The organism is Fictibacillus sp. 5RED26, from assembly GCF_015903895.1.
Taxonomy (GTDB): Bacteria; Bacillota; Bacilli; order Bacillales; family Fictibacillaceae; genus Fictibacillus; species Fictibacillus phosphorivorans.
In genome coordinates, this window is record NZ_JACZDU010000006.1 from 116830 (window position 1) to 133003 (window position 16174).

The following is a 16174-nucleotide window of genomic DNA, read 5'->3' on the forward strand; positions in this document are numbered from 1 at the left end:
TTCATTAGTTAGTATAATTATTTTGTTTTTGGGATTGAGGAAGGGGAGAAACAACATGTTTAAAAAACATTGGGTAGCTGGTGTCATGAGTTTAAGTTTGCTGACATCGATGCCATTTGCTGTAACAGCAGAATCACCGCAAAAAAAGTGGACGAATGTTAATAGTTTTGAAGAGGCTGATGGAAGTCCGTTTAACTCTGAGCATTATGATTTTGTGAAGTATTCAAAGATTGGTTCGATCTTAAAGAAGATTGATAGAGAAAGTAAACGAGTAACCCTTGAACAAACAGGGGTTTCATCTAAAGGATATCCGATGTATGTGGTCACAATCTCCAATACAGGTGATAAAGGAAAGTATGGACATTATAAGAAACTGCGAAAGGAAATGTTCAAAAATCCTCAAAAAGCTCAAGATTGGATCGCCGAAAATCCTGATTTTAAAGTACCAGTGATGATCAATGGATCTATCCATGGTACTGAATACATAGGCTCTGATGCTGTCCTTCAGCTGATCGATCGTTTTGCCAAAGATAATGATGAAGAAACAAAAGAGATTCTAGACAGCAACATACTCATATTTAATGTGGTTGCAAACCCTGATGGTCGTGTTGACGGAACTCGCTTTAATGGAAACGGTATAGATCTGAACCGTGACTTTATCACTCTTTCGCAAGAGGAAACGAAACAAACCGTTGATCTGATCACAGAGTGGAATCCGATGGTCTTCTTAGATCTTCACGGCTATGTGAACAGTGACGACGGAAAACCAGGGTTGATTGAGCCATGTACGCCGCCTCATAATCCGAACTATGAATATGATCTGTTTTCTAAATGGGCTTTAGATCAAGCGAAAGCGATGGAAGCAGAGATTGTTGGAAATAAAGCAAACTATGAAACAGATCTCTATAAAAATATGACGGGTACATACATTCCGCAGCGTGACGATAGTTTTGGTTGGGACGATTATCCGCCAATCTTCACACCAATGTATGCGATGTATCATGGGGCATACGGTTACACGTTGGAAGCACCGACAAACAATTGGGATGGTGTGAGATGGGCCAACGATGCTGTGATGGGAGCATTGAAATTTGCTGTTCAAAATAAACAAGGAATGCTTACAGATCAAATTGAGATCTTTGAACGTGGCATCAATTTTGATCACCCTTACCATGAAGAAGGATTTTTCCCGAATGCCTATGTTCTACCTGTAAATGAAAAGGATCCGACGGTTACAGAAAAAGCGGTGAACCATCTTCTTGAAAATGGTATTTCTGTAGAAAAAGCAGTCAAGCCTTTTTCGGCTAACGGACAAGCTTATCCAGCGGGCACGTACATCGTTGATATGAGCCAAGCCAAAGCAGGTCTTGCAAACACGATGTTATGGGATGGCGAGGATATCACGAACGATACGCCAGCGATGTATGACATATCAGCCTGGAGTCTACCAGAATTGTGGGGCTTTGAAGCAATTGAAGTAGATGAAAAAGTGAATGCGAAAACAAAGCCTGTTAGAGAGGCCGAATATGACGGATCTATTCAAGGGAAAGGGCCATACGTAATTCCCAACAGTTCTGTCCAAGCGGTGAAACTAGTGAACGACCTTATGAAAAAAGGTGAGCGTGTATATAAAGACGATGCAGGTAATTTTTATATCGAAAACCTTTCATCAAGAAACAAGAAACTTGTGAAAGAGTCAGGAATCAAACTTCAAACTGCAAAAATGCCAGCTCAAAAAGAAATGCTTTCAACACTTAAAGTAGCTGTATTAAAAGATGGTGGCATGAATAAAGCACAAAGTCATGCAGGTACAAAGCTCGCATTAGAACGACTCGGTTTCTCGGTAAAAGAAGTGACACCAAAAGAAGTTGCAGAGAAGGGGCTATCTCAATACGATGCGTTCCTATATGCCGGCACTGACGCATTGCTGCAATACGAGAATGTGAGAGAAGCGAATAAGCCGTTCGTGATCGGCAGCAAGCAGGCGTATGACAGTTTCAAAGCCAACGTACAAACATTTATCGATAATGGCGGGAAATATATCTCCGTTGGCGCTGGTGGTGCTAGAGCTTCAAGTCAGCTCGGATTAACAACGATAAAAGTAAACACGGGCGGCTCTAACAGCAATGGAATCGTAAAAGTAGACTATGAAAAAGATGAAGTAACAGCCGGTTATAAAAAGGATGATCTCGGATTTGTTTATCGACCAGTCTGGTTTACAGAGTTAGGAAACTCAAAATCGGTCGCAACGTTAGGAGAGGACGACTTCTTTGTTGCAGGCCACTGGAAGAACAATCAACTAGCGGCTGGGCAGTCCGTCATTGTAGAAGAGGCGCAAAAAGATATAACGTTGATCGGACTCGAAGCAGGATTCCGTGATCATACTGATTATCTGTTCCGTTTATTGTCCAACTCACTATATCAATAAAAGAGCCTTTCTCGTTGACAACCAGATAAGCACTGCATTACTTTTATAGGGAAAGTTTACCCTGTTTAATAGGACCTGAAGAGCATTGAACTTGTTTCTTGCTCTTTGGTCTTTCTTTGTATTTAGTCAGAATGAATTTTTTGTTTTTGGGGCTATTTTAGACATCTTAGACAAGTTGATTGTAGTGTAAGATGCGAGACTCCTGTGGGACAGGCGGGCAGGTGAGACACTTAAAAGTAAAACGTACGAATGTGGCTCACCGCCTGCCCCACGGAAAGCGAGCGTCTGAAACGGAAATCAACAACTTACAAGAAACTACTCCAAAAAAAATGCCCAAATAAAACTGAAATGTTTTAAAGCATTGAGACAGGTGTAAATTATAAAAGTAAAGCAAACTGAAAGGTGAGTGAAAAATTATGTTCAATAAACTATTTGGAAAAAAAGAAGTTAAAAAAGAAGAAACACTAATCGCTCCATTAACAGGAAAAATCGTAAACATTGAAGAAGTGCCAGATCCGACGTTCGCTCAGAAGATGATGGGCGATGGGATTGCGATAGAACCAACAGAAGGTGTTGTTGTCTCTCCAGTAGATGGAGAAATCGTTCAGTTCTTCCACACGAAGCATGCGATCGGCATCCAATCAGAAGCTGGAGCAGAAATCCTTATCCACGTTGGTCTTGAGACGGTTAGCATGAACGGTGAAGGTTTCGAGGGACATGTGAATGTAGGAGATAAAGTAAAAGCGGGAGACAAGCTTTTAAGCTTTGACCTGGATTTGATTAAGGAAAAAGCGGCTAGCACGGTAACGCCGATCGTGATCACAAATGGTGATGCGGTTGAATCTTTAGATAAGCGTGCAGCATCTGAAGCAACAAAAGGCGAAACTTCATTATTGCAGGTTAAAATGAAATAAATCAGGAAATCAGGCTAACCATGCCTGGTTTTTTTCCAATAAAAAGGGGGAGGCTACGATGAAAAAAGGCGTAATTTCTTTAGGAGAAGCACTTGTTGATTTTATTCCAACGGATGAAACGAACACGACTTACCAAAAAAGTCCTGGTGGAGCACCTGCCAATGTAGCTGTTGGGGTTGCGCGATTAGGATCAGCATCTACTTTTTTAGGAAAAGTGGGAGATGATGTGCTAGGATCGTTCATGATTGATACATTAAAGAGTTATGGCGTGAACGCGTTTCATGTGTACAAGACGGAAGAAGTGCGAACAGGAGCCGTTTTTGTGACGCTCGATCCAAACGGTGAAAGATCGTTCGACTTTTATATTAATCCGAGCGCAGACCGATTCTTAGAAGAAAAAGATGTACAGCCTAGTCTCTTTAAAGAACATAAAATTCTTCATTTTGGTTCGATCTCGTTGATTGGCGAGCCTTCTAAGAGTGCTACTGAAAAAGCGGTAAGACTCGCAAAAGAGAACGGCATGTGGGTGTCGTACGATCCAAACTTGCGGTTATCGCTCTGGAAGACGCCTGCACAAGCTCGTGAGACGATTCTTTCCATGCTGCAGCACGCTGACATCGTCAAGATCTCAGAAGAAGAGCTCGAATTCATCACAGGATTAAAAAAGGTCGAAGAAGGCATTAAAGTGTTGCAAGAATATGATATTCCCTTACTCTTCATCACTCTTGGCGATGATGGAAGTTACGTGGTGACGAAAGAGGGCGGCGAGTACATTCCGGCAAAACGTGTATCTTCGGTAGATACAACCGGAGCAGGTGACGCTTATGTTGCGGGTGTTCTTCATCAACTAAATGAATACGATGGCTCACTCCAAGACCTAACACTCGATGAAGCAAGTGACATGGCACTATTCGGAAGCGTATCTGGAGCACTTGCTGTTTCTGTTAAAGGAGCGATGACCGCACTGCCTACTTTAGAGCAAATTGAGAATGAACTTGCACAAAATAAACAATAACTGCATATAATAGGAAAATATTTTGACTAATGTTTTTGTTTTTTGGTAATATTATTTTATTATAAAAGATGATATGCAGCTGTGAAGGATGAATAGTAGCTAAATGTACACTCTTTTTAGCGAGCTGGGGATGGTGAGAGCCCGGTAAGAGACATTAGTGAAACGGCAATCCGGAGTTGCTTTTTGAAAAGAGGATTCGTTTTTACATACGGATCAACTAGGGTGGAACCGCGGGAGATACAACTCTCGTCCCTGGGCATAGCGCCTTGGGACGGGAGTTTTTTATTTTTTAAAAAACGGCCGACCCATAAGGCAAAACCTAAATGGGAGGAATAAAAATGACAAAAAACATGGAAACCATCACAAATCATACGAAACACCGCGGTTTTGTATTTCCAGGATCTGAAATCTACGGAGGTCTTGCGAACACGTGGGATTATGGCCCGCTAGGTGTTGAGCTTAAAAACAACGTGAAAAAAGCATGGTGGAAAAAATTCGTTCAAGAATCACCTTACAACGTAGGTCTTGATGCAGCCATCCTCATGAACCCTCGTACGTGGGAAGCATCTGGTCACATCGGTAACTTTAACGACCCGATGATGGACTGTAAGAACTGTAAAGCGCGCCACCGTGCAGATAAACTAATCGAAGATGCTGCTGAGCAAGCTGGAAAAGAAATTATCGTTGACGGACTTCCGTTCGAAAAGATGGAAGAGTTAGTAAAAGAGTACAATATCGCTTGTCCTGAGTGTGGAAGCCATGACTTCACAAGCATCCGCCAGTTCAACTTGATGTTCAAAACACACCAAGGTGTAACGGAATCAAGTTCAAACGAAATTTACATGCGTCCGGAAACAGCGCAAGGAATCTTCGTTAACTTTAAAAATGTTCAACGCACGATGCGTAAAAAATTGCCGTTCGGTATCGCACAGGTCGGTAAGAGTTTCCGTAACGAGATTACACCAGGTAACTTCACGTTCCGTACACGTGAGTTCGAACAGATGGAGCTTGAGTTCTTCTGTAAGCCTGGAAGCGAGATCGAGTGGTTCAACTATTGGAAAGATACAGCTGAAAAATGGTTGAAATCATTAGGTATGACTTCAGAAAACCTTCGTCTCCGCGACCATAACGAAGATGAGCTTTCTCACTACTCTAATGCGACGACTGACTTTGAGTATAAATTCCCGTTCGGTTGGGGTGAGCTTTGGGGTGTTGCGTCTCGTACAGACTTCGATTTGAAGCGTCACATGGAATTCTCAGGTGAAGACTTTAACTATATTGACCAAGAAACAAACGAGCGTTATGTTCCTTATTGCATCGAACCTTCTCTAGGTGCCGACCGCGTAACGTTAGCGTTCTTGATTGATGCTTATGAAGATGAGCAGCTTGAAGATGGCACATCAAGAACAGTTATGCATTTACACCCTGCTCTAGCTCCTTATAAAGCAGCGATTCTACCATTATCTAAGAAGCTATCTGAAGAAGCAACAGAAGTGTTCAGCACACTTGCGAAAGACTTCAATGTGGACTATGACGAAACAGGATCAATCGGTAAACGTTACCGTCGTCAAGATGAAGTAGGTACGCCTTTCTGTATCACGTATGACTTTGATTCCAAAGAAGACGGAATGGTAACCGTACGTGACCGTGACACGATGGAACAAACGCGTGTGAAGATTGCAGATCTTAAGAGCTTTATTGAGTCTAAGGTTCAGTTTTAATTCTTTAAAAGAAGCTAGGGATATCCTTCAAAAGGCATCAATGAAAAGTTGATTGGAGTGTAAGGTGCGAGACTCCTGGGGGATCAGCGGGACAGGTGAGACACCTAAGGGCACAAAGTGCCGGGGTGGCTCACCGCACGCCCCCCGGAAAGCGAGTACCTGAAACGGAAATCAACCTCTTTCAAAATTTTTATATTTAGCACACATTTGCGACTTGCGATGTGTGCTTCTGTTTTTTCTGTGGCGTTTATTCTACAATAGAGTATGAGAGATTAATTTATAGCCCTCGGGCTTTTATTGGAGGTATATACATGAACGAAGGACGTATTCAAAAGGTACAAAACTGGCTAAAGCAAGAAGGGCATACTTTCGCGTTCATTCACACGACAGCAAACGTGTTCTATCTATCAGGATTGTATTCTGATCCGCATGAACGTGTGTTAGGTGTGGCTGTACTTGCAGAAGGAGAGCCGTTCATGATCTGTCCAGGCATGGAGCGTTCGCAAGCGAAAGACGCAGGCTGGACGTATGAGATTGTTGGCTACAGTGATTCAGAGGACCCTTGGACGAAGGTACAGGAAGCGTTGGCTAGCCGTGGAGTGAATACAGCATCATCGATTGCAGTTGAAAAAGAAACACTTCCATACGCGCGTGGCGAAAAGCTACTTGGTATGTTTGATGGTGCGAGCTTGGTCGGAGCTGAAGAGTTGATGAACGAGCTTCGTCTTATTAAAGAAGAAAGCGAGTTAAAGACGTTGCGTGAAGCAGCTAGACTTGCAGATTATGGAGTTGAAGTAGGAGTTGCGGCACTTCGTGAGGGTGTAACAGAGATGGAAGTACTCGCGAAGATCGAATACGAACTGAAGCAAAAAGGCATCAGCGCGATGTCGTTTTCTACAATGGTGTTATTTGGTGAAAAAGCGGGACAGCCTCACGGTAAACCAGGATTAAGAAAGCTTCAACACGGCGATTTTGTTTTATTCGATCTAGGTGTAGTCCTTGATGGATATTGTTCTGACATCACGCGTACAGTAGCGTTTGGTGATCTAGATGAAAAGCGCCGCGAAATCTATGATACTGTGCTGCAGGCACAATTGAAGGCGTTAGAAGCTTCTAAGCCTGGAACGCGCATTGGTGACCTTGATGTTATCGCGCGCAACCACATCACGGAAGCAGGATACGGCGACAACTTCCCGCATCGTATCGGACACGGACTTGGAATCGATGTTCATGAATTCCCATCTGTGAGTGACAACAATGATGGCGTGCTTCGCGAAGGAATGACGTATACGATCGAACCAGGCATCTATATTGATGATGTTGGCGGAGTTCGTATTGAGGATGACGTCTATGTAACGGCAGATGGACATGAAACATTGACGAAATATCCAAAAGAGCTGCAGATTATTAAATAAAAGTAGTTAAATCATGAAGGATGGCCCTTGTGGGAGCCATCCTTTACTAATTATTGGATAAAGAAGCAGCCAGAGGAGGTGTTCAGAGGTGCAATCCTAAAGTTTTGTCTTTGAATCCACAAAATTGGACGTTCAATCCACAAGTTTTGTTCTGCAATCCACATATTTGAGACATTTATCCACGAGTCTACAAACTTAGACAATTATCGACAAACGGATATCCGTATCACCTCTAAGTTTTTATAATGGTAAGTTCAATCTGCTTCTTTTTATGTTCATCCCAAACGCGTTGAATCTCAAATGTACCTTCTTCAAAAAACAACGGAAACCTCTCTTTAAACCATTCTTGCATCGGAAGATCTAACGCTTCACTAATGGGTACCCACAAGAGTTCTCCTTCTGGAGGATTTTCTAATAAGTCACCTGTAAACGTCTCCGTCCAATAGTTGAACACCATATATCTCACATTTTTTTGTGGATTTACATATTCATCGATTCCTTTGAACACTAAATTTGAGACACGTAATCCAGTTTCTTCTTCAACTTCTCTACAAGCCCCGTCTACTAGGCTTTCAGGAAAATCTATTTTACCTCCAGGAGCTAAAAAACCTGGAAAGCCACGGCTGTCTGGCCGCTTAATTAATAAAACATGATTTCCGTTTTGAACCATGCACATCGTATATAGTCGGTGTTCAATCGATATAGTCACTCTTAGTCCTCCAAAAATAATATTTTACTTATTTTAACATATACTCTATAATAATGATTGATTAACCAATCATCCATAAAAAGGAGATTATTCAATTGCCTTTATCACATAAACAAATGATAGCGATGGAACAAAAGCGTGAAAAAATTCTAGAGCAGGCGATCCTGTTGTTTGCAGAGCAAGGGTATGAAAGCACGACGATTGCGAAGGTAGCAAAAGCTGCAGGTGTTAGTTTTGGAAGTGTCTTTACATACTTTGAAAATAAGGATCAGCTTTTTTATCATGCGGTTACTGAGCCTTTAGAAAAACAATACAGAGATGCGATGTTAGATTTTAATCCGGATGCTGAAGATCTTTTAGCTGAGATTAAGAGCATGATAGACAAACATATTACTATATTTATCGAGATGCGTACCTATCTCCAGCTGGTCGTGCAAGTAATCGGCCAGCACACGAAATTTCCTGAACCGTTTAAAGTTCTGGACGAATTTAGTATCCAGTTTATTTTAAAACTTCAAGAGATCATACGAAATGGTCAAAAAAGCGGAATCTTAGAAGAATCTGATGAAGACTTAACAGCAACAGCATATCTCGGCTTTCTATTAGGAATTCGATTAACGTTTACAGACTATGCGGTATCACGGGTTAGAGAAAAGTTTAAGATTCCAGCATTTCAACTGTTATATCCGAAACGCTAAAATGTGTTTCGGTTACTTTTTATCTTAATAATGATTGATTAATCAATCGTAAAAGGAGAGATAAACATGAATTTCTTTACCTTTCATCGCAACATTCAGCTAAGGCTTGTGCTCCAATTTATTACAACATTTGCTTCTTCAACCGTAATCCCATTTCTAGCAATCTTTTTTTCTGATCAGGTAGGGGCGTTTTCAACGGGTTTGATGTATATCGGGGTTATTCTATCTGGAATAACAGGAGCGTTGATTGGTGGGAGGCGTTCGGATCAATTCGGTAGAAAGAGAATTATTTTACTAAGTGAGAGCATGATCGGCCTCGGTTACTTGATTGCTGGAGCTCTCAATCTGTTCTTTCCTCTTTCTCCATATGTGAACTTCGTCCTGTTCATCGTTATTCTTTTTTTTACAGGTATGGCTGGCCCTGCGTATGGTGCAATCATTATTGATTCAAGTACGAAGGAAAACAGAAAAGCCATTTATACGATTTCCTATTGGCTTGGGAATTTAGCGGTTGCTACAGGGGGAATAACAGGGGCTATACTTTTTAAAACGTATCCCTATGAACTGTTCTTAGGCATCGCGTTGGTTACCTTTTTCACGTGGGTGGTGACATGGTTATGGCTTGAAGATGTAAGGCTGCCGAGCGCTATGACTCAGGATACTAACGTAACAAAAAGCTTGAAGGGAAACTATAAAGAGATTTTTTTGAACCAAAAATTCATTCTTTTTACGGTAGCAGGGTTGTTTCTTATCTCGTTGGAAGAGAGCTTGACCACATATATCGGTATAAAACTTGTAAGCGATATGAAAGACCCGGTTGTCTTACTGCCTTTCACATCATTATTTGAAGTAGATGGATTTCAGTTGATCGGTTTACTAAAAGCAGAGAACACCATCTTAGTTGTTGTCTTGAGTTTAGTTATAGCTACTATGGTAAAGCGTTTTAAAGACCGCCACTTAATGCTCGGAGGGGGATTTGCTTACGCTTTAGGTTTTGTTGTGATCAGCTATAGCACGAGTCCTATTGTTTTAATCACAGCGATGTTTATTGCGTCTGTCGGTGAACTGATTCATATTCCAGCTAAACAAGCTTATGTCGCTTCGATCATACCGGATGATGCTCGCGGCTCTTACATGGCGATCTACGGCTTATCGTTTCATCTGTCTGGAATGATTGCCGCACTATTCGTTATGCTGAGCGGATTCCTTTCAGCCAATACGATCACCTTGCTGTTTAGTTTGATGGGTCTTACAAGTTTATGGATCTATCATGTTTTGTTTCGATCCGAAGCGCAAGAAGAAACGAAAGGTGTTAAAAGTACAGCATAAAAAAAGAAGCAGAAAATTCCCTGCTTCTTTTAAAGAGATTATTCTTAGTTAGGCAACACATAAAACATCATGAGAAAATGCATCACACTGCCAGCTAGAACAAACAGGTGCCAGACCGCGTGGTGAAACGGAAAGCTGCGCCATACATAAAAGATACTGCCTAGCGTATAGATGATTCCGCCTGCAACTAAGAGCTGTATGCCTGCTGGTGGCATGTTTGCTGAAATATCTTGAAAGGCAAAGGTGATCAGCCATCCCATCGCTACATAACCTAATGTTGATAACACAACGAATTTTTTCGTAAAAAAGACTTTGAACACGACACCAAAGATTGCGAGTCCCCAAACCACTCCAAATAATGTCCAGCCTAGTGCTCCTCCTACGACGATCAGCACGATTGGGGTATACGTTCCTGCAATAAAGAGATAGATGGCAGCGTGATCCATGATCTCAAATAAATCCTTAACCCGTCCTTTAGGAAAAGCGTGTACGAGGGTCGAAGCTGAATAGAGCGTCAGCATCGTTCCTCCGAATACGGCGAAGCTAACAATATGAACCGCTGTTCCTTTCCATACGGCAAACACGAGCAGAATGGAAGTAACCGCTACACTAAGAAGGACACCGAGTCCGTGTGTGATGGCATTTGCTATCTCTTCGCGTTTTGAAAATACATGTGTACTCATTTCGTTCACCTTCCTTTACGTTATGGTCAGTATATCAGAAAATGGCTTCCTTTAACCAATTAAAGAACATTAAAAATTGTAAATTCATTTAGGGATATGAAGGTAGTTGATTTCCGCTCCAGGTTGCTCGCTTTCCATGGGGCGAACGGTGAGCCTCCTGCCACTACGTGCCATTAGGAGTCTCCACCAGTCCACTCGTCCCATAGGAGTCGGCAACCTTCCGCTACGATCAACTTGCATTGATGGAGAGGAATTGGAAAAAAAACCTTCAAGCGAAAGTGGACTTTTGTAAAAAGATTGTTGCTTGTCTCCTCTGCCAGTTGATTTGAGTGGAAGATGCGAGACTCCTGCGGGACAGGTAGGCATTCGGAAGAGTGGAAATGGCTCGTTCAGCTCCGACCAGCAAAAGTTGAATGAGCAATGAAGGCGCACTTTGCCTTCTTGAACGTTTAACTTTTGACCTCGAGGGGCTAGCCATTGCAACTAGACAAGTGAGACACTTATACGGAAACGTACGAATGTGGCTCACCGCCTGCCCCGCGGAAAGCGAGCATCTGCAACGGAAATCAACTACTTTCAAAAGCAACAATGAATACACATTGATTACACAATGAATACGAAAACTACTCTAAGAATAAATCTCTAAAAAGAAGGAATCCTTCTCAAAAGTGATGAAATAGTTAGGATTACAGACTTATTAGATAAAGAGAGGGTCACGATCATGGAGATAACTCGTTATTCATCTATATCGGAGTTTTATAGGGAAGTGGAAGAATTCCTGCTGTGTCAGGAAGATCGGGCAGGAATTATGCTTGGCAACTGCCTGCGTTTTCAAGACAAAGTATGGGAGGGGGAGCAGCCTTTCCTTGCTACCGTTAAACAGAATGGAAAGATCATGCTATCAGCCATGCTGATTCCGCCTTACGCTTTATTACTTTTAGAAAAAGAGGAATCAGATGGTGTTGCGGCTGTCCCGCATTTGGTTCGTTATTTGCTCCAAGAAGACTATTATGTGCAAAAAGTAATGTCGCCGAAAGCTATTGGAAAGGCGTTTGCTCAAGAGTGGACGACGGCTCATCATCTAGAAGAAAAATTGTTGATGGATCTGCGTCTTTACACACTTCCTTCTGTTATCCAGCCTGCAGGCCGACCTGGACGTTTGAGGATGGCCACAAAAGCCGACTTAGCTTTCTTGCCGCGTTGGATCGTAGAGATGACAGAAGAAACGAAGCAGATTATGACGATGGCAGAAGCGGAAGAGTATGCAAAAGTGCGGGTGGAGAGCAAGTTTCTTTTTATATGGGAAGAGGATGGGAAGCCGGTTTCAATGGCTGCTAAGACAAGGCCGAATGTAAAAGGTGTCTCCATCAATTTGGTCTATACGCCAAAGAATCTTAGAGGTAAGGGATATGCGAGCGCTTGTGTTGCTGCACTAAGCGATTACCTGTTGAAAGAAGGATTTACGTTCTGCACCCTTTATACAGATCTCTCAAATCCTACTTCTAATAAAATTTATCAAAATATCGGTTATGAGCCGGTATGTGATTATATTGAACTGAAATTTAACGAAAAAAGAACAGAGCGACCGGCTTGATTACCGGTAAGCATTGTTCTGATTCTTCATTTCTATATAGTTTGTTATGTATTTTCGTGCACCGCCTAACGTGTCTTTCGGAAGCTGATCATGTTTAAAATATTGAAAATCATGTGATTCATTGAGATCGATTGTTAGTTCGCCACTTACAGAATGAGCCGTATATACAGCGGTTACGGCATACAGTTCATCACCGTTTGCATTTTTAATATAATGATCTTGGCCAGAATAGACATGAAGTTGGGTCAAGCCTTCAACGTCGAGTCCTGTTTCTTCTTTCACTTCACGAATCGCCGTTTCTTCAAAGCTTTCACCAAGTTCCATCAGACCACCGGGCAGTCCCCAACCGCCATCGGTACGATGTTGTAATAATATTTCATCCTTTTCATTCACAATAATAACAACAGAGCCAGGTAGGATGAGTGGTGCGGTTCCTACATATTTCCGAAGATCTTCATAGTAAGCCATCAAATCGCTCCTTCCTAACCAACATTTTACAGAAAACATGTTAATAATTCATCTAAAAGTGGAACACTGAATAAAAAGATCGAGGGGAGTTTTGGAATGGAAGACTTCGCTAGACCCCGTGTGGTGGTAAGTAAGTGTCTTGAATTTGATGCATGCCGATACAATGGTGATGTGATATATAACGATGTGATCAAAAAACTGATGGATTATGTAGACTTTGTTCCTGTATGTCCAGAAGTAGAAATCGGACTTGGTACGCCACGAGAAACGATTCGTATTGTGAAAAAGGGTGAAGATCATTTTCTTCTTCAGCCATCAACCCAGCGTGATGTAACGACTGAGATGCGTACGTTTTCAGATGGTTATCTGGCTGGAATCATTGATACAGACGGGTTTATCCTGAAGACGCGTTCTCCTTCTTGTGGTTTAAAAGAAGTGAAGGTGTATGCCTCTACTGAAAAAGGACCTGCCATCGGGCACTCGAGCGGGTTATTTGGAGGAAGGGTCGCAGAGCTTTATTCACACTTAGCGATTGAAGAAGAAGGACGGTTAAATAATTTTACGATTCGTGATCGTTTTTATACGAAGCTTTTTACACTTGCTGCCTTTCGAAACATTCTGCCGCAGGGACTCCAAGCGATTAAAAGCTTTCATCAGAAAAATCAGTTTCTGTTTATGGCCTATAGCAATCCAACGCTAAAAGTGATGAACCGTATCTTGAAAAAAGAGCAGGAAAATGGCGAAGAACGAACGATACAACTGTATGCTAAAGCCATGAACAAGCTTTTTAATCGTACGGCAAGGAGTGACTCTAACCGTAAAGTGGCCAATGAGATCTTCAAACGATTTCAGCCGCATCTATCTCCAAAAGAAATCGCCTTTTTTGAAGAGCTTCTTCAGAAGTATGCGAACAAAAAAGAACCGTTTTCAAGCGTAGCTACGATTTTAAAGTCGCATGCGATACGCTTTGAAGACAGTGAGATTCTCGGTCAGACGTTCTTTGCACCATACCCTGAAATTCTGCTTGAGATCTCAGACTCAGGCAAGGGACGAGATTATTAATACCAGTGCATATAACAGTGGAAGGGTAAGACAGGAAAGAACCGTGCTTAACATGACACCTGCTGCCGCAAAAGAGGCATCCTCTCCATAACGCTCTGCATACATGGAGATGGTTGGAGCGGAGGGCATCCCGGCAGTTAGAACGGCAACTGCTATTAATGGAAGAGGCAACGATAAGAAAACAAAAGGAAGTAATAGAAACGGAAAAAGCAGCAGCTTGTAAAAACTCGCTAGCCATAAGTGTGAACTTTTAAAAAAGCTCATTAAATGCTGTAACGGTAAAGCTCCCAAAAGAACGCCGATCAACAACATCGAAAGTGGAACAGTAGGTTTTCCTAGCATTTCTAAAGTGTTGGATAAAGCACTAGGAAGGGTTCCTGGCAGGAGCATGAAGATTAAGCCAGCGATTGTAGATATCACACCAGGATTTAAAAAGACGCTTCGCCATGGCAAAGTCTTGGAATGACGAGCAAATAAATAGATGCCGTATGTCCAAATCCACAACAGATAAACAAAATTAAAGAATGTAGCAAAAAGTACTCCTGTTTTTCCGAATAACAAAAAACAGACCGCAATGCCTAGAAAACCTTGATTTCCAAAAATCATGATCCCTTCTAAGGCATTTTTCTGTGTGTCTATGATCTTCAATCTCCTAATCGCCCACCAAGAAAAGAGGGAGGAAATAAGTAATACGAATATAGACATTACGGACAGCCAACCGAACTGTTTTAAATTTTCGATGGAAAAGGAAACATCCATTCCGAAGATGATCAATGCAGGTAACGTTACATTCAATAAAAGTGCTGAAATCGTGCGTTCACTGCCAGATGGCAAGATCTCTTTCTTTCGAAGGATATAACCGAGTAGAGCAATGCTGTACAATAGGGTTAATTCTTGCATAAAAGGAGCAAGTTTCATTTCTTTCAGCCTCCTTACTACAAGCATATGGAGGATGTGTAGATAAAGTGATACAAACGCAGTTAGGAGGATGATTCATGCTGATGGCAAAAGGCGAGATTCTTTTCAGGCAAGGAGAAGAAGGGCCATTGTTTCGGTTAGATAACGGTTTATTAAAAATTGTTCGTGTTCATGAGGATGGAAGCCAAGTCTTACTTAATTTGATTGTTTCAGGCGAAGTGATTCCGCATCATTCATTAACGAGTCCAAATGAGTATAACGGAACAGCGATCGCCCTATTACCTAGTGAGATCACGCGGATCGAACCCCAGCAATGGTATCGATCACTTGAAGAGGATCCTTACAAGTACAAAGAAGTGGCACTAATGCTAGAAACGAAACTAAGGATGATGCAGCAGCGCATCAATCAGATGTCTACTTTGACACCAGAAGGAAAGATCAGAAAGCTTCAAAACTGGTTTGCGAATTATTTTCCTGATATTCAGATTGAAAAAGTTCTGACTCAAGAAGAAATCGGACAGTTTGTTGGCTTAAGACGAGAGACAGTCAACCGGGCACTTAAGAAGATTTAATGAAATGTAAAAGATTTTACATACATATGAACGTAAGATTTTCGCTTCTTTAACAAATGATACCTGTATAAAAGTTAAAGGAGTGATTGTGTGATGAAAAAATTTATCCCTCTTGCACTTGCGTTTTCCGTACTAACGAGTGGTGCAGTTACCGTGTCGGCTGCAAATCAAGAAAAGGTTCAAGTGGAGGCTCATAAAAGAGGTCAGCACTTTAAGCAGATGAAAAATTTTGAGAAGCAGGTTCATAAGGCAAACGCGCTTAAAATTGAACGGTTAGAGATTCAAAAAGATATCGTAAAAAAGAAAGACCAGCTTTTCGACCTGCATGTAAAAGCTGGGGAGCAGAAAGTAAAAGAAACACGAAGCGCGAACAAAGCCCGTTGGCAGGAGATGAAACAGATTCATCAAGAGTTAAGGACTCTGCACAGTCAAGCACATGAAACAAAAAAAGCGATGCACGAAGCTTTACGAGCAAATAATGAGAAGCTTGCGCTAGAGAAGATGAATCAGTGGTTGAGCCTTAATGAGAAAATTAATAATAAGCTAAGTGAAAAATCCGCTAAGTTGGATGAGGTTTTGGCTAAGCATAAGTAAACTGCAATAACAAAAAATGTTGAGGCAACAAATTAGCTGCCTCAACACTTTTTA

15 protein-coding genes are annotated in these 16174 nt (G+C 41.7%); 11 read left to right on the forward strand and 4 right to left on the reverse strand.

What is annotated here, in order from left to right; all coding sequences use genetic code 11:
• Positions 1–55: 55 nt before the first annotated feature.
• The 5 genes from IHV10_RS18530 (at position 56) to IHV10_RS18550 (ending at position 7493) form a co-directional block, all read left to right on the forward strand.
• A complete protein-coding gene (locus tag IHV10_RS18530; RefSeq protein ID WP_197132934.1) occupies positions 56–2428 on the forward strand; it encodes a M14 family zinc carboxypeptidase in 2373 nt (790 codons plus the stop codon).
• A gap of 416 nt (positions 2429–2844) precedes the next feature.
• Positions 2845–3342, forward strand: coding sequence for a PTS sugar transporter subunit IIA (locus tag IHV10_RS18535; protein ID WP_197132936.1), 498 nt, complete (start codon positions 2845–2847; stop codon positions 3340–3342).
• A 58-nt stretch (positions 3343–3400) separates the two neighbouring features.
• Positions 3401–4357 carry an aminoimidazole riboside kinase gene (locus IHV10_RS18540; RefSeq protein WP_197132938.1) on the forward strand — a complete coding sequence of 319 codons (957 nt, stop codon included), beginning with the start codon at positions 3401–3403 and terminating at the stop codon, positions 4355–4357.
• Positions 4358–4695: 338 nt separating this feature from the next.
• Positions 4696–6078, forward strand: a complete 1383-nt coding sequence (locus IHV10_RS18545) for a glycine--tRNA ligase (RefSeq protein WP_197132940.1) — start codon at positions 4696–4698, stop codon at positions 6076–6078.
• Positions 6079–6389: 311 nt separating this feature from the next.
• Positions 6390–7493: a M24 family metallopeptidase gene (locus IHV10_RS18550; protein WP_197132942.1), complete on the forward strand. Its 1104-nt coding sequence runs from the start codon at positions 6390–6392 to the stop codon at positions 7491–7493.
• 232 nt (positions 7494–7725) lie between these two features.
• Here IHV10_RS18550 and IHV10_RS18555 read toward each other — a convergent pair whose 3' ends face one another.
• The gene (locus tag IHV10_RS18555; RefSeq protein WP_197133109.1) at positions 7726–8169 is read right to left on the reverse strand and encodes an 8-oxo-dGTP diphosphatase; all 444 of its coding nucleotides are present in this window, start codon (positions 8167–8169) and stop codon (positions 7726–7728) included.
• Positions 8170–8297: 128 nt separating this feature from the next.
• Between IHV10_RS18555 and IHV10_RS18560 the strand changes: the two genes are divergently transcribed.
• Both IHV10_RS18560 and IHV10_RS18565 read left to right on the forward strand, forming a co-directional pair.
• On the forward strand, positions 8298–8900 hold the full coding sequence (locus tag IHV10_RS18560) for a TetR/AcrR family transcriptional regulator (protein ID WP_197132943.1): 603 nt from the start codon (positions 8298–8300) through the stop codon (positions 8898–8900).
• A gap of 66 nt (positions 8901–8966) precedes the next feature.
• On the forward strand, positions 8967–10229 hold the full coding sequence (locus IHV10_RS18565; protein WP_197132945.1) for an MFS transporter: 1263 nt from the start codon (positions 8967–8969) through the stop codon (positions 10227–10229).
• Positions 10230–10273: 44 nt separating this feature from the next.
• Here IHV10_RS18565 and trhA read toward each other — a convergent pair whose 3' ends face one another.
• Positions 10274–10912, reverse strand: coding sequence for a PAQR family membrane homeostasis protein TrhA (gene trhA / locus IHV10_RS18570; protein ID WP_066399265.1), 639 nt, complete (start codon positions 10910–10912; stop codon positions 10274–10276).
• 721 nt (positions 10913–11633) lie between these two features.
• On the opposite strand from trhA, the gene IHV10_RS18575 reads away from it, so the two are divergent.
• On the forward strand, positions 11634–12506 hold the full coding sequence (locus tag IHV10_RS18575; RefSeq protein WP_197132947.1) for a GNAT family N-acetyltransferase: 873 nt from the start codon (positions 11634–11636) through the stop codon (positions 12504–12506).
• On the opposite strand, the gene IHV10_RS18580 is transcribed toward IHV10_RS18575, so the two are convergent.
• A complete protein-coding gene (locus IHV10_RS18580) occupies positions 12507–12974 on the reverse strand; it encodes an NUDIX hydrolase (protein WP_197132950.1) in 468 nt (155 codons plus the stop codon).
• A 96-nt stretch (positions 12975–13070) separates the two neighbouring features.
• Here IHV10_RS18580 and IHV10_RS18585 point away from each other — a divergent pair, with 96 nt between their 5' ends.
• On the forward strand, positions 13071–14036 hold the full coding sequence (locus tag IHV10_RS18585) for a YbgA family protein (protein ID WP_197132953.1): 966 nt from the start codon (positions 13071–13073) through the stop codon (positions 14034–14036).
• Here the strand turns inward: IHV10_RS18585 and IHV10_RS18590 are convergent.
• Entirely contained in the window at positions 14013–14954 is a 942-nt protein-coding gene (locus IHV10_RS18590; RefSeq protein ID WP_197132957.1) for an AEC family transporter, read from the reverse strand. The two genes, IHV10_RS18585 and IHV10_RS18590, sit on opposite strands and share 24 nt — an antisense overlap.
• 77 nt (positions 14955–15031) lie before the next feature.
• Here IHV10_RS18590 and IHV10_RS18595 point away from each other — a divergent pair, with 77 nt between their 5' ends.
• Positions 15032–15526 carry a Crp/Fnr family transcriptional regulator gene (locus IHV10_RS18595; protein WP_197132960.1) on the forward strand — a complete coding sequence of 165 codons (495 nt, stop codon included), beginning with the start codon at positions 15032–15034 and terminating at the stop codon, positions 15524–15526.
• A gap of 93 nt (positions 15527–15619) precedes the next feature.
• Positions 15620–16120, forward strand: a complete 501-nt coding sequence (locus IHV10_RS18600) for a hypothetical protein (RefSeq protein ID WP_197132962.1) — start codon at positions 15620–15622, stop codon at positions 16118–16120.
• The last annotated feature ends 54 nt before the right edge of the window (positions 16121–16174 follow it).

Bases quoted from the DNA above. Each gene is read 5' to 3' on its own strand.
- IHV10_RS18565 (WP_197132945.1), top strand. From the start codon at position 8,967: ATGAATTTCTTTACCTTTCATCGCAACATTCAGCTAAGGCTTGTGCTC.
- IHV10_RS18585 (WP_197132953.1), top strand. From the start codon at position 13,071: ATGGAAGACTTCGCTAGACCCCGTGTGGTGGTAAGTAAGTGTCTTGAA.
- IHV10_RS18535 (WP_197132936.1), top strand. From the start codon at position 2,845: ATGTTCAATAAACTATTTGGAAAAAAAGAAGTTAAAAAAGAAGAAACA.
- IHV10_RS18580 (WP_197132950.1), bottom strand. From the start codon at position 12,974: ATGGCTTACTATGAAGATCTTCGGAAATATGTAGGAACCGCACCACTC.
- trhA (WP_066399265.1), bottom strand. From the start codon at position 10,912: ATGAGTACACATGTATTTTCAAAACGCGAAGAGATAGCAAATGCCATC.
- IHV10_RS18550 (WP_197132942.1), top strand. From the start codon at position 6,390: ATGAACGAAGGACGTATTCAAAAGGTACAAAACTGGCTAAAGCAAGAA.
- IHV10_RS18600 (WP_197132962.1), top strand. From the start codon at position 15,620: ATGAAAAAATTTATCCCTCTTGCACTTGCGTTTTCCGTACTAACGAGT.
- IHV10_RS18575 (WP_197132947.1), top strand. From the start codon at position 11,634: ATGGAGATAACTCGTTATTCATCTATATCGGAGTTTTATAGGGAAGTG.
- IHV10_RS18555 (WP_197133109.1), bottom strand. From the start codon at position 8,169: ATGTGCATGGTTCAAAACGGAAATCATGTTTTATTAATTAAGCGGCCA.
- IHV10_RS18590 (WP_197132957.1), bottom strand. From the start codon at position 14,954: ATGAAACTTGCTCCTTTTATGCAAGAATTAACCCTATTGTACAGCATT.
- IHV10_RS18545 (WP_197132940.1), top strand. From the start codon at position 4,696: ATGACAAAAAACATGGAAACCATCACAAATCATACGAAACACCGCGGT.
- IHV10_RS18530 (WP_197132934.1), top strand. From the start codon at position 56: ATGTTTAAAAAACATTGGGTAGCTGGTGTCATGAGTTTAAGTTTGCTG.
- IHV10_RS18540 (WP_197132938.1), top strand. From the start codon at position 3,401: ATGAAAAAAGGCGTAATTTCTTTAGGAGAAGCACTTGTTGATTTTATT.
- IHV10_RS18595 (WP_197132960.1), top strand. From the start codon at position 15,032: ATGCTGATGGCAAAAGGCGAGATTCTTTTCAGGCAAGGAGAAGAAGGG.